We start from the raw sequence: 20,217 nt of genomic DNA, 5'->3' as shown, positions 1-20,217 counted from the left end.
CGGCGCGTCCTTCCACACCATGTGGCGGGATCTCCTCCCGGTCGGCCGCGACAGCGGCACCGGTGGCTACCGCCGCTACGCCTGGACGCCGGCAGACGCCGACTGCCGCGCCTGGTTCCGCGACCAGGCCGCGGCCCGCGCCCTGACCTACGAGGTCGACCGCAACGGCAACCAGTGGGCGTGGCTCGGCGACCCCGCCGCGGGCGACGCCGTCGTGACCGGCTCCCACCTGGACTCCGTCCCGGACGGCGGCGCCTTCGACGGCCCCCTCGGCGTCATCTCCTCCTTCGCCGCCCTCGACGAACTCCGCGCCCGGGGCGCCACCCCTACCCGGCCGCTGGCGATCGTCAACTTCACCGACGAGGAAGGCGCCCGCTTCGGCGTCGCCTGCGCCGGCTCCCGCCTGACGGCGGGCCGGCTCACCCCGGAGCACGCCAGGCAACTGCGCGACGCCGACGGCGTCACCCTCGCCGCCGCGATGGAGAAGGCGGGCCAGGACCCCGAGGCGATCGGCGCCGACCCCGAACGCCTCGCCCGCATCGGCGCCTTCGTCGAACTGCACGTCGAACAGGGCCGCGCCCTGGACCTTTCGGGCGACGCGGTGGGCGTCGCCTCGGCGATCTGGCCGCACGGCCGCTGGCGCTTCGACTTCGCCGGCGAGGCCAACCACGCGGGCACCACCCGCCTGGACGACCGCCGCGACCCGATGCTGACCTACGCCAACACGGTGCTGGCCGCCCGCAAGAAGGCCCGGCTGGCGGGCGCGCTCGCGACCTTCGGCAAGGTCGCGGTCGAGCCCAACGGCGTCAACGCGATCGCCTCCCTCGTCCGCGGCTGGCTGGACTCCCGGGCCGCCGACGAGGCGACCCTCGCCGATCTGGTCGCCGCCATCGAGCAGGCCGCCACCGAGCGCGGCGCCCGCGACGGCGTGGCCGTGACGGTCGTCCGCGAATCCTTCACCCCGGTGGTGGAATTCGCCCACGACCTGCGCGACCGGCTCACCGCCCTGCTCGGCGGCGCCGCGACCGTCCCCGTCCTGCCGACCGGCGCGGGACACGACGCCGGCATCCTGGCCGCGGCCGTCCCGACCGCCATGCTGTTCGTACGCAATCCCACCGGTGTCTCGCACTCCCCGGCGGAGTCGGCCGCCGAGGACGACTGCGTGGCCGGGGTGACCGCGCTCGCCGACGTACTGGAAGGTCTCGCGTGCAGTTGACGTACTGGCTGGAACACGCCTGGCTCGGCACCCATGTCGAGCCGGGCGTCGCCCTCACCGTGACGGACGAGCGGATCACCGAGGTCCGTACCGGCGTCGGGGCGCCGCCCCCCGGCGCGACCGTGCTGCGCGGCCTGACCCTGCCGGGCCTGGCCAATGCGCACAGCCACGCCTTCCACCGCGCCCTGCGCGGCACCGTCCAGGTCGGCACCGGCACCTTCTGGACCTGGCGCGAGATCATGTACGGCGTCGCCCAACAGCTCACCCCCGACTCGTACTTCGACCTCGCGCGGGCCGTCTACGCCGAGATGGCGCTCGCCGGGATCACCGCGGTCGGCGAATTCCACTACCTGCACCACCAGCAGGACGGCACCCCGTACGACAACCCCAACGCCATGGGCGAGGCGCTGATCGCCGCCGCGGCGGCGGCCGGGATCCGGATCACGCTGCTCGACACCATGTACCTGCACGGCGGCCTCGGCCGGGACGGCCACAAGCCGCTGACCGGACCGCAGGTCCGCTTCGGCGACGGCAGCGCGGAGCGCTGGTACGAGCGCTGGTCGCAGCTCAAGGGCGGCGGTCACGCCGTCATCGGCGCGGCCCTGCACTCGGTGCGGGCCGTCTCGGCGGCGGCCGACGGCTACGCGGCCTTCGCCCGCTGGACCGACGGCGTGCCGACGCACATCCACCTGTCCGAGCAGCCCGCCGAGAACGAGGCGTGCCTGGCCGCGTACGGCCGCACCCCGGCCCGGCTGCTGGCGGACGCCGGCTTCTGGAAGCCGACGGCGACCGCCGTGCACGCCACGCACCTCACCGGTGAGGACATCGGACTGCTCGGCCGGTCGGGCAGCACCGTGTGCATGTGCCCGACCACAGAACGCGACCTGGCCGACGGCATTGGCCCCGCTCCCCGGCTGAAGGCCGCGGGCAGCCCGCTGAGCCTGGGCAGCGACAGCCACGCCGTCATCGACCTGTTCGAGGAGGCGCGCGCCATGGAGCTGAACGAGCGGCTGCGCACCCGGGCCCGCGGCCACTGGACGGCGGCCCAACTGCTGCGCGCCGCCTCCGAGGACGGCCACGCGAGCCTCGGCCGCCCCGACGCGGGCCGGCTGGAGCAGGGCGCGCTCGCGGACTTCACCACGATCGCGCTGGACTCCGTCCGCACCGCGGGCCCCGTGCCCCGGCTGGGCGCCGAGACCGCCGTATTCGCGGCCACGGGCGCGGACGTGACGCACACCGTGGTCGGCGGCCGGCAGATCGTCCGCGACGGACACCATCTGCTCGTCGAGGACGTCCCCGCCGCCCTGACCGCGGCGATCGCCGCGGCCCGCGCCTGACCCCGGGCCCGGCCCCGGCGGACCCCGGCCCGCGCCCGAACCCGAAGGAGAACCCCCGCGCGATGACGAGCAGCAGCGTCCGGCACAGCACCCCGCACAGCACCGCGATCACCCGCATCGGCAGCCTGCTCACCAACGACCCCTCCCTCCGTACCCCGGACAACCCCCTCGGCCTGCTCCAGGACGCCGCCGTCGTCATCGAGGGCGACCGCGTCGTCTGGACCGGCACGTCCAGCAAAGCACCGGCCACTGACAGTCACCACGACGCGGGCGGCCGGGCGCTGCTTCCCGGCTTCGTGGACTCGCACGCGCACCTGGTCTTCGCGGGCGACAGGACCGCCGAATTCCACGCCCGGATGTCGGGCCGCCCGTACACCGCGGGCGGCATCCGCACCACGGTCGCCGCGACCCGGGCCGCGAGCGACGCCGAACTGTCGGCGAACGTCGCCCGCTACCTCGCCGAGGCGCTGCGGCAGGGCACCACGACGCAGGAGACCAAGTCCGGCTACGGCCTGACCACGCATGACGAGGCCCGCGCGCTGCGGATCGCGGCCGGGCACACCGACGAGGTCACGTATCTGGGCGCCCATGTCGTCGCCCCGGAATTCGCCGACGACCCGGCGGCGTACGTGGCGCTGGTGACCGGCGACATGCTGGACGCGTGCGCGCCGCACGCCCGCTGGATCGACGTCTTCTGCGAGCGGGGCGCCTTCGACGGCGACCAGGCCCGCGCCGTCCTGACCGCGGGCGCCGCGCGCGGCCTGATCCCGCGCGTGCACGCCAACCAGCTCTCCCACGGCCCCGGCGTGCGATTGGCCGTCGAACTGGACGCGGCCTCCGCCGACCACTGCACGCATCTGACCGACGCCGACGTGGACGCGCTGGCGAGCGCCCCGCGTACGGTCGCGACGCTGCTGCCCGGCGCCGAATTCTCCACCCGGGCCGTCTATCCGGACGCGCGCCGGCTGCTGGACGCGGGCGTCACGGTGGCACTGTCCACGGACTGCAACCCGGGCTCGTCCTTCACCAGCTCGATGGCCTTCTGCGTGGCCGTCGCCGTCCGCGACATGGGTATGACGCCCGACGAGGCCGTCGTGGCGGCCACCCTCGGCGGCGCCCGGGCGCTGCGCCGTACCGACGTCGGCGCGATCGTGCCCGGCGCCCGCGCCGACCTGCACCTGCTGGACGCGCCCAGCCACGTCCACCTCGCCTACCGTCCGGGAGTGCCCCTGACGGCGGCGGTGTGGCAGGCGGGCGAGAAACGGGTGTGAGGGCCCGGGAGCATTCCCCGGCCGGGCACGGGATCATTCCTCGGCCCGGGAGGATCGTTCCCCGGGCCTGGGATCATTCCTCGACCATCAGGCCGCGGCGCAGCCGCGACAGGGTCCGGGTCAGCAGCCGGGAGACGTGCATCTGCGAGATGCCCAGCTCCTCGCCGATCTCGGACTGGGTGAGATTGCCGACGAACCGCAGCGACAGGATGGTGCGGTCCCGCGGTTCGAGGCGGGCGATCAGCGGCTTGAGGGACTCCATGTACTCGACGCCCTCGAGGTCGTGGTCCTCGTAGCCGATCCGGTCGGCGAGCGCGCCCTCCGGGTCGTCCTCGGCGGGCTGCGCGTCCAGCGAGCTGGCGGTGTACGCGTTGCTCGCCGCCATGCCCTCGATGATCTCGTGCTCGGGCAGGTCCAGCCGCTCGGCCAGCTCCCGGACGGTGGGCGCGCGGTCCAGCGTCTGGGCCAGTTCGTCGCCCGCCTTGGCGAGGTCGAGCCGCAGTTCCTGGAGCCGCCGCGGCACCCGCACCGACCAGCTCGTGTCACGGAAGAACCGCTTGATCTCACCGATGATCGTCGGCATCGCGAAGGTAGGGAACTCGACCCCGCGGCTCAGCTCGAACCGGTCGATCGCCTTGATCAGGCCGATTGTGCCGACCTGGACGATGTCCTCCATCGGCTCGCTGCGGGTGCGGAAGCGCGACGCGGCGAATTTCACCAGCGCCAGATTCAGCTCCACCAGGGTGTTGCGGACGTAGGAGTATTCGGGGGTGCCCTCCTCCAGCGACTGGAGGCGGGCGAAAAGGGTCTTGGACAGGGCGCGGGCGTCGACCGGCCCGACCTGGTCGTACGGCGGGATCTCGGGGAGTCCCTCAAGGCCCTCGAGCTGTTCGTGCGCATGATCCTGGCTCAGCCGGGGTGTCATGTGCTCCTCCCTCTCATGAGACCTTTGGGGCGACCTTCCAGGCGCCGGGTACGCCGGTGCCGTATCTCCACCCCTACCCCGTTTCGGCGGCGGGCCGCAAATCCCGCCGGTGAGGGCGCCGCGGATATCGGCGGATATCAGGGGGTGCGCGCACGGGCGCGGCGGCTCCGTACGGCCGCGACTATCGCGCCATCTGCGAAAAGCGTAGGGTCGGCGGGGTGTCAGCAAGGACGCACGGAGGAGCGAACATGGACCGCGAGCTGGTCGGCACGGCCGACCTGGGCAGGCTGCGCGTCGAGGTTGGACGACAGGGCCGGTCCGCGGTGTTCGCCCCGGTCGGCGAGCTGGACCACCACACCGCCGAGCTGCTGAGCGAACCGCTCGACGCGGCCCTCGACGACGGGATCAGCCGGCTCGTCGTGGACTGCTCCGGGCTGGAATTCTGCGACTCCACCGGGCTGAACGTGCTGCTCAGCGCACGCCTGCGGGCGGACGCGGCGGGCGGCGCGGTCCATCTGGCCGGAATGCGGCCCACGGTGGCCCGGGTCTTCGAGATCACCGGCGCGGACGCGGTGTTCACCGTGCACGCCTCGGTGGACCGGGCGCTTCAGGAGTAGTGGAGTGGGTACGGGGGTCGTGGCGCGTAGGTGGCGGTTTCCGGCGGGACGGTGTTTCGTGGGCCCCCGGACGTGTTCCTGGAGATCGACCGGGAAGAAGACCGACGGACACCCGTTGGACATCCGTGAGGTGAGGCGCTGATGAGCACCACCCGCCCTTATCCCGCGGACGACCGCGGTTCCGACCCGACGCGGGCGGCGGAACCGGGTGAGGACGCGTCGGACGTGCTGGCGGCCGGCCCGGACCGCGCCGTGGTGGCGGACCTGCGGACGGCGCAGCGGCAGGCACAGGGACCGGCGGACCAGCAGGCACAGGGATCGGTACGGCGACAGGGCCAGGATGTGGGATCGGGGCAGAATCCGGGAGCGGACCGGGAAGCGGAGCCGGAGGCGGTGAGGCGGATCACGCTGTCCGGCGAGAGCGGCATCGTGCCGCGCGCCCGTGACTTCACACGGCAGGCGCTGCGCGAGTGGGGCTGGCTGCCCGGCGCGAGCCCCGAGCGGACGGCCGCGGCCGAGGACATCCTGCTGGTGGTCTCCGAACTGGTCACCAACGCCTGCCTGCACGCCGGCGGCCCCGACGAACTGCGGCTGCGCCGCAGCCCGAAGTCGGTGCGTCTGGAGGTCGTGGACAGCGGGCCGGGCGAGCCCGCGCCGCGCACCCCGCACCGTGCGGGCCGTCCCGGCGGCCACGGCATGTTCATCGTGCAGCGGCTCTGCCTGGACTGGGGCGTGATCCGCGACGCCGACCGGCCTGGCAAGACCGTCTGGGCCGAGCTGGCCGTCCCCGCGTAACCCCCGGCGGCGGACCGCCGCTCAGGCCGCCCCGACCGTTGCGCGGGCCGCGTCCAGGATGGTGTGGGCGCCCCGGTCGATCAGCGTGGCGGACAAGGCCGCGCCGAGGGCTTCGGGGGCGGTGGCGGGTCCCGTGAGGGCGGCCGAGAGCTGCGTGCTGCCGTCCAGCGAGCTGACCTGGCCCGCCAGGTGCAAGGTGCCGTCCGCGAGGGTGTGGGCGTAGGCGCCGACCGGGACGCTGCACCCGCCGTGCAGCGCGGCGAGGAAGGCGCGTTCCGCGCGCACCTCGGCGTCGACGGCGGTGTCGCCGACCGTCGCGAGGATCGCGCGCAGCGGCGCCGACGCCTCGTCGGTGCGGACCTGGATGCCGAGCGCGCCCTGGCCGGGGCTCGGCGGGAACTGCTCCAGCGGCAGCAGCTCGCCGATCGCGTCGTCGAGACCGAGGCGGCGCAGGCCGGCCGCGGCCAGCACCACCGCGTCCAGGCCCTCCGTCTCGATCTTCTTCAGCCGCGGCGGCACATTGCCCCGGATCGGCACGATGTGCAGGTCGGGGCGGACGGCCAGCAACTGCGCGATCCGGCGGGGCGCGCCGGTGCCCACCCGGGCGCCCTTGCGCAGCCCGGCGAGCGTCCCGCCGCACAGCGCGTCGCGCACGTCCTCGCGGCCGGGCGGCGGCAGCAGCGTCAGCCCCTCGGGCGAGGCGGTCGGCAGGTCCTTGAGGGAGTGCACGACCATGTCCACCTCGCCCCGGGACAGCGCCGCCTCCTGCCGGCTGCTGAAGGCCGAACCGCCGCTGACGGCCGAGACATCGGGCATCGGCGACTTCCGGTCCCGGTCGCCGCCCTCCAGGATCGCGCGGTGCGTGAACGTGGTGTCGGGGAACCGCTCGCGCAACGGCCGCAGATATTCTCGGACTTGGGCCTTGGCGAGATTGCTCGCACGCGAGCCGACGAGGTACTGGGCCACGGTGTCCCACTTTCCGGGAGCTGAAGGAGCGTCATCCAGCGTAGGGCGGCGCGCGGCGTGCTCTTGCAGACAGCCCGTCGGCGGGGCCGTACGCGGGCCGGCGCACCGTACGCGGCCGCCTCACGGCCCGCCGTGCAGGACCCGGGTCAGCGCCCGCAGCGCCGCCGGATAGCCGCCCTCCGAGGGGGTGCCGTAGCCCACGATCAGGCCCTGCGGGCGGTCCGGTGCGGGGGAGTGCCAGTGGTCGGTCAGCGAGCCGAGGGCGAGGGAGTACGCGGCGGCGCGGCGCAGCACCGCGGCCTCGTCGGGGCCGTCGGCCGGGAGGTCGACCAGGGCGTGCAGCCCGGCCGCGATGCCCCGGGCGTGGAAGCCGTCGGCGGGCGGCAGCCGGGCGAGCAGCAGATCGCGGCGGCGCCGGTAGCGCAGTCGGCAGGCCCGTACGTGCCGGTCGTAGGCGTGCGTGCCGATGAGGTCGGCGAGCGCCAACTGCCCCACGGCGCCGGTGTGGTAGTCGCTGTACAGCTTGGCCTCGGCGACCGCTCCCACCAGGTGCGGCGGGAGCACCATCCAGCCGAGCCGGAGCGCCGGGCCGAGCGTCTTGGAGGCGGTGCCGAGGTAGACGACGTGGTCGGGGGCCGTGCCCTGGAGCGCGCCCACCGGCTGCCGGTCGTAACGGAATTCGCCGTCGTAGTCGTCCTCGACGACCACCGCGCCGGTCTCCCGGGCCCACGCGGTCAGCGCCCGCCGCCGTACCGGGTGCAGCGTCACCCCGGTCGGGTACTGGTGCGCGGGGGTCACCACGGCGGCGGCCACGCCGGGCGGCAGCGCGTCGGGCCGGGCGCCGCGCGCGTCGGTGGGCAGCGGTACGACCCGGCCACCGTTCCTGCGCACCACCTCGCGGTGGAAGGGCAGCCCCGGGTCCTCCATGGCGATCACCGGCTGCGACCCGCCGCCGAGCACCCCGGCCAGCAGCGCGAGCCCCTGCACATATCCCGAGGTCACCACGATCCGCTCCGGGTCCGCGAGCACCCCGCGGGCCCGCCCCAGGTACTCCGCGAGCGCCGCCCGCAGCTCCGGCCGGCCGCGCGGGTCGCCGTAGTCGTACGCGGCGGACGGTACTGCGGCGAGCGCGTGCCGGGTGGCGCGCAGCCAGGCCGAGGTGGGGAAGGCCGTGACGTCGGGGCTCCCGGGCCGCAGGTCGTGCCGGGGGCGCGGTGTCCCCGGACCGCCGCCCGGCTTCGCGGGGCGCGGCGCGGGACGGTCGGCGACCACCGTGCCCGATCCCTGGCGGGCGGTGAGATAGCCCTCGGCGGTGAGCTGGTCGTACGCCGCCTTGACCGTGCCGCGCGCCAGGCCCGCCTCCTCGGCCAGCCGGCGGGTGGACGGCAGCCGGGCGCCGGGGGCGAGCCGCCCGGAGCGCACGGCGTCCCGCAGCGCCCGCTCCAGTGCCGCGCGCCGGCCCCCGCCGCCGGGCCCGGCGGGCAGCTCGAGTCGCAGGTCCAGGTGGAGGTCGACACCGGAGGCGGACTCCCGGGCGGTGTCCGGCTGATCCGGCTCGTCCAGCTCATCGGAAGTGGGCCAGGAATCACGCATGGAAATGGATCTTATCCGCGACCCACTCTCCCCGTAGATTCACCGGCATGACCACAGAAACAGCAGGTCGGAAGAGCACCGACCCCGTCGTCCCGACCGTCCGCCTCGCCGTCGACAAGCTCGCCCCGCACATCAACCGGGCCATGAACGCCCTGGACGCCGCCGCCCGCGAGGTGAGCCTGGAGGCGCCGCTGCTGGAGCTGGTGCGCGCCCGCGCCTCGCAGCTCAACGGCTGCGCCTACTGCGTCGACACCCACTCCAAGGACGCCCGCGACGGCGGCGAGAGCGAGCGCCGGCTGTACGCGCTGCCGGTGTGGCGCGAGACGCCGTTCTTCACCGCACGCGAGCGCGCCGCCCTGGAAGTCACCGAGGCCGTCACCCGGCTCGCCGACCACCACATCGGCGACGAGGTGTACGGCCGGGCCGCCGCGCACTTCACCGACAAGGAACTGGCCGAGCTGATCTGGGCGATCACCGTCATCAACGCCTGGAACCGGCTCGGCGCCACCGCCCGCCCCTGGCCGCTCGACCCGATCGGGGCCTGACCGGCGACCCGGCCGGGGCACGTACAAGAGGCACGTACAAGGAGCACGCACAAGGGGCACGGGGAGCCTACGCACAGGGGCACGGGGGGCCTGTACGGAGCCGCCGTGGGGGACCCGGCGCGGACGGCCGCCGCGCGCCCCCACGGCGGCTGTCCGTACCACCGCCTCCCCGCCGCCGGGTGCGGACTACCATCAACCGCATGACCCGCGTACTTCTCGCCGAGGACGACGCATCCATCTCGGAGCCGCTCGCACGCGCACTGCGCCGCGAGGGCTACGAGGTCGAGGTGCGCGAGGACGGACCCACCGCTCTGGAGACGGCTCTGCTCGGCGCCGTCGATCTGGTCGTGCTCGACCTGGGCCTGCCCGGCATGGACGGCCTGGACGTGTGCCGCCGGATCCGCACCGAAGGGCACACCTTCCCGGTGCTGGTGCTGACCGCGCGGGCCGACGAGGTGGACACCGTCGTCGGCCTGGACGCCGGCGCCGACGACTACGTGACCAAGCCGTTCCGCCTGGCGGAGCTGCTGGCCCGGGTGCGGGCGCTGCTGCGCCGCGGCACCACCGAGGCCACCGCGCCCGCCACCCACGGCGTGCGGATCGACGTCGAGTCGCACCGGGCCTGGATGGGCGACGACGAGCTGCAGCTGACCGCCAAGGAGTTCGACCTGCTGCGCGTCCTGGTACGGGACGCGGGCCGGGTCGTCACCCGCGAGCAGCTGATGCGCGAGGTCTGGGACACCACCTGGTGGTCCTCGACCAAGACGCTGGACATGCACATCTCGTGGCTGCGCAAGAAGCTCGGCGACGACGCGGCCAGCCCCCGTTACATCTCCACCGTGCGCGGCGTCGGCTTCCGGTTCGAGAAGAACTGACACGCTGCTTCCATGCGCCGCCGTCTGATCTCCTCCACGCTGGCCGTGGTGCTCGTCGTCATCGCGGTCTTCGGGATCTCCCTGGTCATCGTGGAGACCCGGACGATCGAGAACAGCGCCAGGGAGAGCGTGGACTCCGAGGCGGTGCGCCTGGTCGGCATCGTGGAGAACCGCATCCTGGCCGGGGAGAGCATCGACGCCAAGGGCCTGGACCGGCAGATCGCCGAGGACCGCTACGCGGTGGTGCAGGTGCCGGGCCACCCCGAGGTCACCCTGGGCACCCGCCCCAAGGGGCGGGTGATCTCCTCCCGGCAGGCCGGCGGCCACGACGAGAAGGTGCTGGTCGAGGAGGCGCGCTCCAAGGTCAGCCAGGAGATCGGCCGCACCCTGCTGGTGATCCTCGCGGTCGCGCTGCTGGCGGTGCTGGCCGCGGTGATACTGGCCGTGCTCCAGGCGCGCCGCCTGGTCAGCCCGCTCACCGACCTCGCCGAGACCGCCGAACGCCTCGGCTCCGGCGACCCGCGCCCCCGGCACCGCCGCTACGGCGTGCCCGAGCTGGACCGGATCGCCGATGTGCTGGACGCCAGCGCCGACCGGATCGGCCGGATGCTCACCGCAGAGCGGCGGCTTGCCGCCGACGCCTCGCACCAGCTGCGCACACCGCTGACCGCGCTGTCGATGCGTCTTGAGGAGATCGTGGCGACCGCCGACGACCAGGAGACGGTCGCGGAGGAGGCGACCATCGCGCTCGGTCAGGTCGAGCGGCTCACCGATGTCGTGCAGCGGCTGCTCACCAACGCCCGCGATCCGCGCAGCGGCTCCGCCGTCGACTTCGACCTCGACGACGTGATCAAGCAGCAGGTGGAGGAGTGGCGGCCGGCGTACCAGAACGAGAACCGGAGCATCGTCCGCTCCGGCACCCGGGACCTGCGGGCGGTGGGGACCCCGGGCGCGGTGGCGCAGGTGCTCGCCACGCTGATCGAGAATTCGCTGATGCACGGCGCGGGCACGGTCACCCTGCACACCCGGGTCACCGGCAATCAGGCGGTCGTGGAGGTCACCGACGACGGCCAGGGCGTACCGCCGGACCTCGGCGCGCGGGTTTTCGAACGGACCGTCAGCGGGCGCAATTCCACCGGTCTCGGCCTGGCGGTGGCGCGCGATCTGGCGGAGGCGGACGGCGGGCGTCTTGAACTGCTCCAGCAGCGGCCGCCGGTCTTCGCGCTCTTCCTGTCCCGCGAGATCGTGCCGCCCGCGCCGCGCGAGGAGTTCGTCGGCTGAGGCGGTCCGGACCCGGAGCCGGGCCCGGGTTCAGCTGAGGCGGTCCGGCGCCGTTCCCCTGGTCCGGGCGGCGGCCTTGTTCTTCCCCTTGTCGTCGGCCAGGAACGCCTCCGCCTGCTCGACGGCCTCCCGCGCGGGCAGCGCCCGGAACACCCAGGTCCGGTAGGACCAGAAGCGGAAGAGGGTGGCGACACCGATGCCGACGAATTTGAAGATGTTGGCCTGGAGCTGGCTGTCCCAGCCGAAGCCGTACACGGCGGTGTAGAGCACGCCGTTCTCGATCACCAGGCCGATGGCGCTGAAGAAGAGGAAGAGGCTCAGTTCCTTGGTGCGGCCCGCCTTGTCCCGGTCACGGTAGGTGAAGTACCGGAAGCCCAGGTAGTTGAAGGCGATGGAGACCACGGTGGCCAGCACACTGGCCCGTACGGTCTGCAGCTCGGTGTTGTGCCGCACCAGGTTGAAGACACCGATGTTGACCAGCACACCCACGCCGCCCACGACGCCGAACTTCGCGATCTCGCGGTACAACAGCCGCATTCGGCAACGCAGCTCTTGCAGTGCGCTCATGGTGATCGCTCGGCCCTTGTCTGTGGAAGAAGTGGTGAAGCGGTGACGGATGATGCCTCTGCGTGTCTCTGTGCTGTCGTGGCGTCTCCACCTCATGGTAACCGTGCTGTGCGAACCTACAGCGATCCGAGCCGGTCATTCGTGTGGTCGTACGGCGGATACCCTGGCTGTGTCCCCCTATGGGCCCCACCAGCGCACCTCCGGCAGGATAAAACGTGACATTCCCGGTAGTCGGCATGATCGGCGGCGGACAGCTCGCCCGCATGACCCACGAGGCGGGCATCCCGCTCGGCATCAGGTTCAGGATCCTCAGCGACACCCCGCAGGACTCCGCCGCCCAGGTCGTCGGCGACGTCACCGTCGGTGACTACCGGGACCTCGACACGCTGCGCGCCTTCGCCCGGGGCTGCGATGTGATCACCTTCGACCACGAGCACGTGCCGGCCGCGCACCTGCGCGCGCTGGAGGCCGACGGCGTCGTCGTACGGCCGGGGCCCGACGCGCTGCGGCACGCCCAGGACAAGGGCGTCATGCGGACCCGGCTCGCCGAGCTGGGCGTGCCCTGCCCGGTCAACCGGATCGTCGCCGACCCCGCCGACGTCACCCGCTTCGCCGGGGAGGCCGGCGGCTACCCCGTCGTGCTGAAGACGGTGCGCGGCGGCTACGACGGCAAGGGCGTGTGGATCGCCCGCTCCGAGGCCGACGCCGCCGAGCCCTTCAAGGCGGGCGTCCCGGTGCTCGCCGAGGAGAAGGTCGACTTCGTACGGGAGCTGGCCGCCAATGTCGTCCGCTCGCCGCACGGGCAGGCCGTCGCGTACCCGGTCGTGGAGTCCGTCCAGGTGGACGGCGTCTGTGACACGGTGATCGCGCCCGCGCCCGGCTTGCCGGAGGAGCTGTCGGCCAAGGCGCAGCAGCTGGCGCTGACCGTGGCCCGCGAACTGGGCGTGGTCGGCCACCTCGCCGTCGAGCTGTTCGAGGTCCGCGCCGCCGACGGCACGCCCGGCATCCTCGTCAACGAACTGGCGATGCGCCCGCACAACAGCGGCCACTGGACCATGGACGGCGCCGCCACCTCGCAGTTCGCCAACCACCTGCGGGCCGTCCTCGACCTGCCGCTCGGCGACCCGCGCCCGCGCGCCCGCTGGACGGTGATGGCCAATGTGCTCGGCGGCGACTTCCCCGACATGTACGCCGCCTATCTGCACTGCATGGCGCGCGACCCCGGCCTGAAGATCCACATGTACGGCAAGGACGTGAAGCCCGGCCGTAAGGTCGGCCATGTCACCACCTACGGCGACGACCTGGCGGACGTGCGCGAGCGCGCCCGGCACGCGGCCGACTACCTGCGAGGAACGATCGATGAGTAACCCCGCCGCCGACCCGGCCACGGCCCCGCTGGTCGGCATCGTGATGGGCTCGGACTCCGACTGGGAGGTCATGGAGCCCGCCGCGCGCGTCCTCGACGAGTTCGAGGTGCCCTACGAGGTCGACGTCGTCTCCGCGCACCGCATGCCGCACGAGATGATCGCCTACGGCGAGCGGGCCGACGGCCGCGGCCTGAAGGCGATCGTGGCCGGCGCCGGCGGCGCCGCCCACCTGCCGGGCATGCTCGCCTCGGTCACCCCGCTGCCGGTCATCGGTGTGCCGGTGCCGCTGAAGTACCTCGACGGCATGGACTCGCTGCTGTCCATTGTCCAGATGCCGGCCGGCGTGCCGGTCGCCACCGTCTCGGTGGCGGGCGCGCGCAACGCGGGCCTGCTGGCCATCCGGGTGCTGGCCGCGCACGACCCCGAACTCCTGGAGCGGATGCGGGAGTTCCAGCAGTCGCTGAACGAACAGGCCACCGAGAAGGGCAAGCGGCTGCGCGCCAAGGTCAAGGGCGCCAGCGGCTTCGGCTTCTAGGCTTCGGCTTCCGGGGCTTCGGCTGTGGCGCCCGGCCCGGAATCCGCTTCCCGAACCTCAGGAGGAAACACCGTCGTGGACCCGCTGACGCACGCCCGCGAACTGCTCGCCGCCCACCCCGTGGTGGACGGGCACAACGATCTGCCGTGGGCGCTGCGCCACCAGGTGTCGTACGACCTCGACCGGCTCGACATCGCCGCCGACCAGAGCGACCGGCTGCACACCGACATCCCGCGGCTGCGGGCCGGCGGGGTCGGCGCGCAGTTCTGGTCGGTGTACGTGTCGGTGGAGCTGACCGGCGGCGAGGCCGTCACCGCGACGCTCGAACAGATCGACGTCGTCCGCCGGCTGACCGAGCGTTACCCGGCCGACCTGCGGCTCGCGCTGACCGCCGACGACATGGAGGCGGCCCGCGCCGAGGGCCGGATCGCCTCCCTGATGGGCGCCGAGGGCGGCCACTCCATCGACTGCTCGCTCGGCACCCTGCGCGGCCTGTACGAACTGGGCGTCCGCTACATGACGCTCACGCACAACGACAACACCCCGTGGGCGGACTCGGCGACGGACAAGCCCGCGGCGGGCGGCCTCACCGCGTTCGGCGAGGAGGTGGTCCGCGAGATGAACCGGCTCGGCATGCTGGTGGACCTCTCCCACGTGGCGCCCGACACGATGCGGGCCGCGCTGCGGGTCGCGCAGGCCCCGGTGCTGTTCTCGCACTCCTCGGCCCGCGCCGTCTGCGACCACGTGCGCAACATTCCCGACGACGTACTGGCCGCGCTGCCCGGCAACGGCGGCGTCGCGATGGCCACCTTCGTACCGAAGTTCATCCTCCCGGCCGCGATCGAGTGGACGCTGGCCGCCGACGAGAACATGCGCGCCCACGGGCTGCACCCGCTGGACACCACGCCGGAGGGCATGACCGTCCAGCGCGCGTACGAGGCCGCGCACCCGCGCCCGCTCGCCACCGCGGCCACCGTCGCCGACCACCTCGACCACATGCGCGAGGTCGCGGGCGTCGACCACATCGGCCTCGGCGGCGACTACGACGGCACCGCCTTCACCCCGGCCGACCTCGCCGACGTCTCCGGCTACCCGCACCTGATCGCCGAGCTGGTCCGCCGCGGCTGGTCCGACGCCGACCTCGCCAAGCTGACCTGGCGCAACGCCGTCCGGGTGCTGCGCGACGCCGAGACCGCGGCGGTGGCGATCCGCGCGCGCCGCGGCCCGTCGGCGGCGACGATCGAGCAGCTCGACGGCGCGCGGGGCTGATCCGCCGGAGACGGCCTAGAGCACCTTGCGGCGGACCAGCGCGCCCAGGGTCAGGGCCGCGGGCAGCAGCGGCACCCAGACGGTGACGATGCGGAAGCCGAGGACGGCGGAGGCGGCGGCCGTGGTGGAGGAGCCCGCGGCGACCAGGGCCACGGCGAGCGCCGCGTCGACCGAGCCGATGCCGCCGGGCGTCGGCACGGCCGCGGCCAGGCAGGTCGCCGCCAGGTAGGCGAGGGCGGCGTGCGCGGCCGGTACGGGCACGCCGAGCGCGAGCGTGACCGCGGCGAGCCCGGCCGCCTGGAGCGCGGGGAAGGCGAAGGAGCCGCCCCACAGGGCGAGGACGCGGGCGGGCCTGGCGTGCAGCATCCGGGCGTCGGTGAGCGCCGCCGCGAGGAAGTCCCGTACGACCCGGCGCAGCGGCCGGACCAGCGCGAGAGCGAGGGCCGCCGCGGCGAGCGCGGTGGCCGCCAGCAGCCCGAACAGCAGCAGCGCGCCGCCGTCGGGCACGAGCCCGTCCAGGTGCAGCGCGTGCGGGAAGAGCACCAGCAGGACCAGCAGCAGCATCACCCGGCCGACGGACTCCGCCAGCGAGTACAGCGCGAGCGCGGCCGAGGAGCGGATCAGCGACAGGCCCTGGGTGCGCAGGAAGCGCAGATTGACCGCGCCCGCGCCGATCCCGGCGGGCGCGAGCTGGCCGGCGGCCGACGCGGCGAACTGCGTGGCCAGCAGCCGTGCGGGCGGCAGCGGTTCGAGCACCGTGCCCTGCCGGGCGACGGCGTTGGCGACCCAGCCGAGGCCGGTGGCCGCGAGCGCCGCCAGCAGCCAGCCGCGGTTCGCGGCCAGCAGGTCGTGGCCGCCGGTCTCCATCACCGACCAGTGCCGCGATATCCAGCCGCCGACCAGCACCACGGGTATCAGCCCGGCGAGCGTGCGCCAGGGCATCCGCCGGACGCGGCGGCGGGCGGGCACCCCCGGCGCGCCGCCCGGCGGCACCGGCGGGCCCGCCATGGGGCCGGCGTCCGCTTCCGGCTGGTCCATGGCCACCGCTCTCGGTCGTCTCCGCCGGTCGTGCGCCCACCGGATCGTCGTGCCGCTCGTCGTGTCGCGAGCAGTTTCCACCGGTGGGGCGTCGGCCGGACGACGGCCGGGTTTCGGCGGGGTGACGCGTCGCCGGTCAGCAGGCGCAGAGGCAGAAGGGGTGGCCGGCCGGGTCGGCGTAGACCCGCCAGTTGCGGGTGCCGTCGAGGTCGCCCTCCAGCAGCGTGGCGCCCAGCGCGAGCACCTGCTTCTCGGCGGCGTCCAGCTCCGCGCGCTCGACGGCGATGTCGAGGTGGAACTGCTGCGGCCGCTCGGGGTCGGGCCAGGACGGCGGGCGGTGGCCGACGGCGAGCTGGAAGGACAGCCGCTGGCCGCCCTCGCGGTTGAGGTCGACCCAGTCGTCCTCCGCCTCGTCCACCTCGACGGTGCCGCCGACCAGTTCGGCGTAGAAGGCGGCGAGCGCGCGCGGGTCGGGACAGTCCAGGACGACCGCGCCCAGGGTGCCGATCATGACGGATTCCTCTCGTGGTGGCCTGTCGTACATCGAATCGCGTTACCGCTATATGCCCTTCAGCCGGTAACGGTTACTCCATCATGGCGGAGTGGCGGTAACGTGGCAAGGGTGGAGCAGCCCGGCGAACGCAGTCCCGCTCCTGGACCGTTGCGGCTGGTCCAGGACCTGGTGAACACCGTTGACCTCGAAGGCGGCACCGAGGAGTTGGGGGCGCCGGAGGCGCTGGCCGCCTGGGCGGGGGAGCGCGGCGTCCAGGGCCCCGGCTTCGACGCCGGCGGACTCGCCGACGTCCTGGTGCTGCGCGAGGCGCTGCGGGACGTGTGCCAGGCGCACACGGGGGTGGACGTGCCAGCCGGCACGCTGGAGGCGCTCGCGGCCCTGCTGGAGCGCGCGCCGCTGCGGCTCGCGGTCGACGCCGAGGGCGGCGCCGCCGTACGCCCGGCCGCCGGTCTCACCGGACCGGCCGCGCTCACCGCCGAGGTGGCCGCCGCCGTCGCCGCGGCCGTCGCGGACGGTACCTGGGCGCGGCTGAAGGCGTGCGCGGCCGACACCTGCCGCTGGGTGTACTACGACCGCAGCCCGTCCGGCCGCAGCCGCTGGTGCACGATGGCGATCTGCGGCAGCCGCGCCAAGATGCGTGCCTACCGCAGCCGTACGCGCTGACGGCGCCCGCGCCTTCGTGGGCTTTCTGGGCTTCCTGGGCTTTCTGGGAGGCGGGCGCTACGCGGAGGGGCGGCCCATCGCGCGGTAGGTCCAGCCCGCCTTGCGCCAGACCTCGGGGTCGAGCGTGTTGCGGCCGTCGATGATCCGGCGGTGCCGGGCCACGTCGGCGAGGGCGGCGGTGTCCAGTTCGCGGAATTCCCGCCACTCGGTCAGGTGCAGGACGAGGTCGGCGCCGCGTACGGCGTCCAGCGGCGTGGCCGCGTACCGCAGCGTCGGGAAGACCCGCTTGGCGTTCTCCATGCCCTTGGGGTCATAGACGGTGACCTGGCCGCCCTGGAGGTGTATCTGCCCGGCCACATTGAGTGCGGGGGAGTCGCGCACATCGTCGGAGTCCGGCTTGAAGGTGGCGCCGAGCACCGCGATCCGGCGGCCCAGCAGGCTGCCGCCGACCGCCTCGCGGGCCATCTCCACCATGTGGGTGCGGCGCCGCATGTTGATCGAGTCGACCTCGCGCAGGAAGGTCAGCGCCTGGTCGGCGCCGAGTTCGCCGGCGCGCGCCATGAAGGCGCGGATGTCCTTGGGCAGGCAGCCGCCGCCGAAGCCGATGCCGGCGCGCAGGAATTTGTGGCCGATCCGGTCGTCGTGGCCGATCGCCTCGGCGAGCTTGGCGACATCGCCGCCGGCCGCCTCGCTGACCTCGGCCATGGCGTTGATGAAGGAGATCTTCGTGGCGAGGAAGGCATTGGCGGCGGTCTTGACGAGTTCGGCGGTCGGGAAGTCCGTGACGACGAACGGCGTGCCTTCTGCGACGGGTACGGAGTAAACCTCCCGCAGCAGTGATTCGGCGCGCTCACTGGTGACGCCGACCACGATCCGGTCCGGGTGCAGGGTGTCCTGGACGGCAAAGCCCTCGCGCAGGAATTCGGGATTCCAGGCCAGTTCCGCGTCGGCACCGGCCGGTGCCAGTTCCCGCAGCCGCTCCGCCAGCCGGGCCGCGCTGCCCACCGGCACGGTCGACTTGCCGACCACCAGCGCCGGGCGGCGCAGATGCGGGGCGAGCAGCGAGAAGGCGCTGTCCACGAAGCTCATGTCGCACGCGTACTCGCCGTGCTTCTGCGGGGTGTTGACGCAGACGAAGTGGACGTCGCCGAACTCGGCCACCTCCTCCCAGGAGGTGGTGAAGCGCAGCCGCCCGCTGGAACCGTCGATCCCCGCCACATGACGCGCGAGCAAGTCCTCCAGGCCCGGCTCGTACATGGGGACCCTGCCCCGCGCGAGCATCTCGATCTTGCTCGGCTCGATGTCGAGGCCGAGGACCTCGAAACCCAGTTCCGCCATCGCGGCGGCATGGGTGGCGCCGAGATAGCCGGTGCCGATGACGGTGAGCTTCAGAGGCATGCCGGAGAGCATAGTCGGCATGGAGCGGGCCAAATAATGGGCGGCCGGGGGAGCACCTGCGGAGATCTGGTCCACAATGCGTGGACAGATCCAAGGGGTGGGGACCAAGGGGTGGGGAGCGACCGTGGGTGACGCGAGCGGCAGAGAAGTGAAGGAGCCGGCGCCCGGGCCGGCAACGGTGACGGACTCCGGGGCGGAGGGGAATCCGGAGGCGGGTACGGCCACGGGGTCGGAGCAGGACGGACCCATATCCCGGGCGCCGGACGTCACGGACCCGGAGGCCGGGCCTGTCATCGAAGACCCGGAGGCCGACCCGGAGGCCGAGCCGGGAACCGGGCCCGGCACCGAACCGGACAAGGCGCGGCGGCGCCGGCGGCGCACCCGGCGCGTGCTGTACGCCGCCCTCGTCCTGCTGTGCACCGGCGCGCTGCTGATCGTCGGCACCGGCTGGTGGGCGTACGAGCACTACACCGGCCGCGTCGAGCGCATCCCGAACGCCTTCCCGACCAATGTCCCGGCCGCCGCGAAGCCGCCGCCCTCCAAGGACGGCAGCCAGACCTTCCTGCTGGTCGGTGTGGACGCCCGATCCGACCTGCCGACCACCGGCAAGGACGCCAAGGCGCCGGAGTGGAAGCCGGGCGCCCAGCGCAGCGACACGATGATGCTGGTGCACCTGCCCGCCGACCACAAGCACGCCTATGTCGTCTCGCTGCCGCGCGACTCCTGGGTGAGCATCCCCGGCCACGGCCAGGCCAAGCTCAACGCGGCCTTCTCCTGGGGCGGCCCGCCACTGTTGATCGACACCGTGCAGCGGCTCACCAAGGTGAAGATCGACCACCTCGCGGTGATCGACTGGAGCGGTTTCAAGAAGCTGACCGACGCGGTCGGCGGCGTGGACATCACCGTCGACAAGACCGTCTCGCGGCGCAACGGCCCCGGCGGCGTCTGGACCGCGGGCACCCACCACATGAACGGCGACGACGCGCTCGACTACGTACGCGAGCGCTACGGCCTGCCGCGCGGCGACCTCGACCGTACGCACCGGCAGCAGAATTTCCTGCGGGCCGTGCTGTCCAAGATGCTCTCCGGCGGCACCTTCACCAACCCGCTGAAGCTGAAGCGGACCCTGGACCAGGTGACGGACGTGGTGAGCGTGGACGACAAGCTGTCCAACGGTGATCTGCGCGGACTGGTGTGGAACATGCGCGGGGTGCGCTCGTCGGACATGGTGTTCATGAACGCGCCGATCTCCGGCTTCGACACCATCCAGAAGCAGTCCGTGGTGCTGCTCGACCCCAACGGCACGTCCGAGCTGTGGCAGGCGATCCGCAACGACACCATGGGCGACTACCTCGCGACCAACACGGTCGACCGGCTCGGCGACAAGGTGTCATGAACGTCACGTAGGTGGCGCGTGGCGCGCGGGCCTAGGATCATTGGGTTAC

At 73.3% G+C, this 20,217-nt stretch carries 20 protein-coding genes; 13 read left to right on the top strand and 7 right to left on the bottom strand.

The features are described 5' to 3' along the window. Window positions 1-19 precede the first annotated feature (19 nt). From BM076_RS15105 to hutI, 3 genes are all read left to right on the top strand, one after another. Window positions 20-1,216: an allantoate amidohydrolase gene (locus BM076_RS15105; protein WP_093714294.1), complete on the top strand. Its 1,197-nt coding sequence runs from the start codon at window positions 20-22 to the stop codon at window positions 1,214-1,216. Further along, window positions 1,159-2,553 (top strand): formimidoylglutamate deiminase, encoded by a 1,395-nt coding sequence (locus BM076_RS15100; RefSeq protein WP_177246472.1) that lies wholly within the window; start codon window positions 1,159-1,161, stop codon window positions 2,551-2,553. The genes BM076_RS15105 and BM076_RS15100 overlap by 58 nt, the downstream gene beginning before the upstream one ends. Window positions 2,554-2,615: 62 nt before the next feature. Next, window positions 2,616-3,824, top strand: coding sequence for an imidazolonepropionase (gene hutI / locus BM076_RS15095; protein ID WP_093714055.1), 1,209 nt, complete (start codon window positions 2,616-2,618; stop codon window positions 3,822-3,824). 73 nt (window positions 3,825-3,897) lie between these two features. Here the strand turns inward: hutI and BM076_RS15090 are convergent, their stop codons facing one another. Next, window positions 3,898-4,749: an RNA polymerase sigma factor SigF gene (locus BM076_RS15090; protein WP_093714054.1), complete on the bottom strand. Its 852-nt coding sequence runs from the start codon at window positions 4,747-4,749 to the stop codon at window positions 3,898-3,900. 248 nt (window positions 4,750-4,997) lie between these two features. On the opposite strand from BM076_RS15090, the gene BM076_RS15085 reads away from it, so the two are divergent. Beyond that, complete coding sequence (locus BM076_RS15085; RefSeq protein WP_093714053.1) at window positions 4,998-5,366, top strand: STAS domain-containing protein; 369 nt, start codon at window positions 4,998-5,000, stop codon at window positions 5,364-5,366. Window positions 5,367-5,507: 141 nt separating this feature from the next. Beyond that, window positions 5,508-6,161, top strand: coding sequence for an ATP-binding protein (locus BM076_RS15080; protein ID WP_093714052.1), 654 nt, complete (start codon window positions 5,508-5,510; stop codon window positions 6,159-6,161). Window positions 6,162-6,182: 21 nt separating this feature from the next. Here the strand turns inward: BM076_RS15080 and hemC are convergent, their stop codons facing one another. Together hemC and pdxR are read right to left on the bottom strand one after the other, a co-directional pair. Next, window positions 6,183-7,127 (bottom strand): hydroxymethylbilane synthase, encoded by a 945-nt coding sequence (gene hemC, locus BM076_RS15075; protein WP_093714051.1) that lies wholly within the window; start codon window positions 7,125-7,127, stop codon window positions 6,183-6,185. Between the two features lie 120 nt (window positions 7,128-7,247). After that, on the bottom strand, window positions 7,248-8,720 hold the full coding sequence (pdxR, locus tag BM076_RS15070) for a MocR-like pyridoxine biosynthesis transcription factor PdxR (protein WP_093714050.1): 1,473 nt from the start codon (window positions 8,718-8,720) through the stop codon (window positions 7,248-7,250). 47 nt (window positions 8,721-8,767) lie between these two features. Here pdxR and BM076_RS15065 point away from each other — a divergent pair, with 47 nt between their 5' ends. From BM076_RS15065 to BM076_RS15055, 3 genes are all read left to right on the top strand, one after another. Next, on the top strand, window positions 8,768-9,265 hold the full coding sequence (locus tag BM076_RS15065) for a carboxymuconolactone decarboxylase family protein (protein ID WP_093714049.1): 498 nt from the start codon (window positions 8,768-8,770) through the stop codon (window positions 9,263-9,265). Window positions 9,266-9,465: 200 nt separating this feature from the next. Further along, the gene (locus tag BM076_RS15060) at window positions 9,466-10,140 is read left to right on the top strand and encodes a response regulator transcription factor (protein ID WP_093714048.1); all 675 of its coding nucleotides are present in this window, start codon (window positions 9,466-9,468) and stop codon (window positions 10,138-10,140) included. A 12-nt stretch (window positions 10,141-10,152) separates the two neighbouring features. Continuing rightward, window positions 10,153-11,421 (top strand): ATP-binding protein, encoded by a 1,269-nt coding sequence (locus tag BM076_RS15055; protein WP_093714047.1) that lies wholly within the window; start codon window positions 10,153-10,155, stop codon window positions 11,419-11,421. A 30-nt stretch (window positions 11,422-11,451) separates the two neighbouring features. Here the strand turns inward: BM076_RS15055 and BM076_RS15050 are convergent, their stop codons facing one another. Beyond that, the gene (locus BM076_RS15050; protein ID WP_093714046.1) at window positions 11,452-11,988 is read right to left on the bottom strand and encodes a GtrA family protein; all 537 of its coding nucleotides are present in this window, start codon (window positions 11,986-11,988) and stop codon (window positions 11,452-11,454) included. A gap of 236 nt (window positions 11,989-12,224) precedes the next feature. On the opposite strand from BM076_RS15050, the gene BM076_RS15045 reads away from it, so the two are divergent. The 3 genes from BM076_RS15045 to BM076_RS15035 all read left to right on the top strand — a co-directional run bounded on the left by BM076_RS15045 (window position 12,225) and on the right by BM076_RS15035 (window position 15,159). Further along, window positions 12,225-13,355: a 5-(carboxyamino)imidazole ribonucleotide synthase gene (locus BM076_RS15045; RefSeq protein ID WP_093714045.1), complete on the top strand. Its 1,131-nt coding sequence runs from the start codon at window positions 12,225-12,227 to the stop codon at window positions 13,353-13,355. Beyond that, window positions 13,348-13,890: a 5-(carboxyamino)imidazole ribonucleotide mutase gene (purE, locus tag BM076_RS15040; RefSeq protein ID WP_093714044.1), complete on the top strand. Its 543-nt coding sequence runs from the start codon at window positions 13,348-13,350 to the stop codon at window positions 13,888-13,890. The genes BM076_RS15045 and purE overlap by 8 nt, the downstream gene beginning before the upstream one ends. A 75-nt stretch (window positions 13,891-13,965) precedes the next feature. After that, window positions 13,966-15,159 (top strand): dipeptidase, encoded by a 1,194-nt coding sequence (locus BM076_RS15035; protein ID WP_093714043.1) that lies wholly within the window; start codon window positions 13,966-13,968, stop codon window positions 15,157-15,159. 15 nt (window positions 15,160-15,174) lie between these two features. On the opposite strand, the gene BM076_RS15030 is transcribed toward BM076_RS15035, so the two are convergent. After that, the gene (locus BM076_RS15030) at window positions 15,175-16,197 is read right to left on the bottom strand and encodes a lysylphosphatidylglycerol synthase transmembrane domain-containing protein (RefSeq protein WP_322935508.1); all 1,023 of its coding nucleotides are present in this window, start codon (window positions 16,195-16,197) and stop codon (window positions 15,175-15,177) included. 136 nt (window positions 16,198-16,333) lie between these two features. After that, window positions 16,334-16,708: a VOC family protein gene (locus tag BM076_RS15025; protein ID WP_245796070.1), complete on the bottom strand. Its 375-nt coding sequence runs from the start codon at window positions 16,706-16,708 to the stop codon at window positions 16,334-16,336. Between the two features lie 111 nt (window positions 16,709-16,819). Here BM076_RS15025 and BM076_RS15020 point away from each other — a divergent pair, with 111 nt between their 5' ends. Continuing rightward, window positions 16,820-17,374: a CGNR zinc finger domain-containing protein gene (locus tag BM076_RS15020; RefSeq protein WP_093714041.1), complete on the top strand. Its 555-nt coding sequence runs from the start codon at window positions 16,820-16,822 to the stop codon at window positions 17,372-17,374. A 57-nt stretch (window positions 17,375-17,431) separates the two neighbouring features. Here BM076_RS15020 and BM076_RS15015 read toward each other — a convergent pair whose 3' ends face one another. Next, window positions 17,432-18,772, bottom strand: coding sequence for a UDP-glucose dehydrogenase family protein (locus BM076_RS15015; protein WP_093714292.1), 1,341 nt, complete (start codon window positions 18,770-18,772; stop codon window positions 17,432-17,434). 124 nt (window positions 18,773-18,896) lie between these two features. Between BM076_RS15015 and BM076_RS15010 the strand changes: the two genes are divergently transcribed. Continuing rightward, window positions 18,897-20,168, top strand: a complete 1,272-nt coding sequence (locus BM076_RS15010; protein ID WP_245796069.1) for an LCP family protein — start codon at window positions 18,897-18,899, stop codon at window positions 20,166-20,168. The last annotated feature ends 49 nt before the right edge of the window (window positions 20,169-20,217 follow it).

The sequence above is a fragment of the Actinacidiphila alni genome (assembly GCF_900112845.1).
GTDB classification, from domain to species: domain Bacteria; phylum Actinomycetota; class Actinomycetes; order Streptomycetales; family Streptomycetaceae; genus Actinacidiphila; species Actinacidiphila alni.
This window is presented reverse-complemented; position numbering and strand designations above follow the sequence as displayed.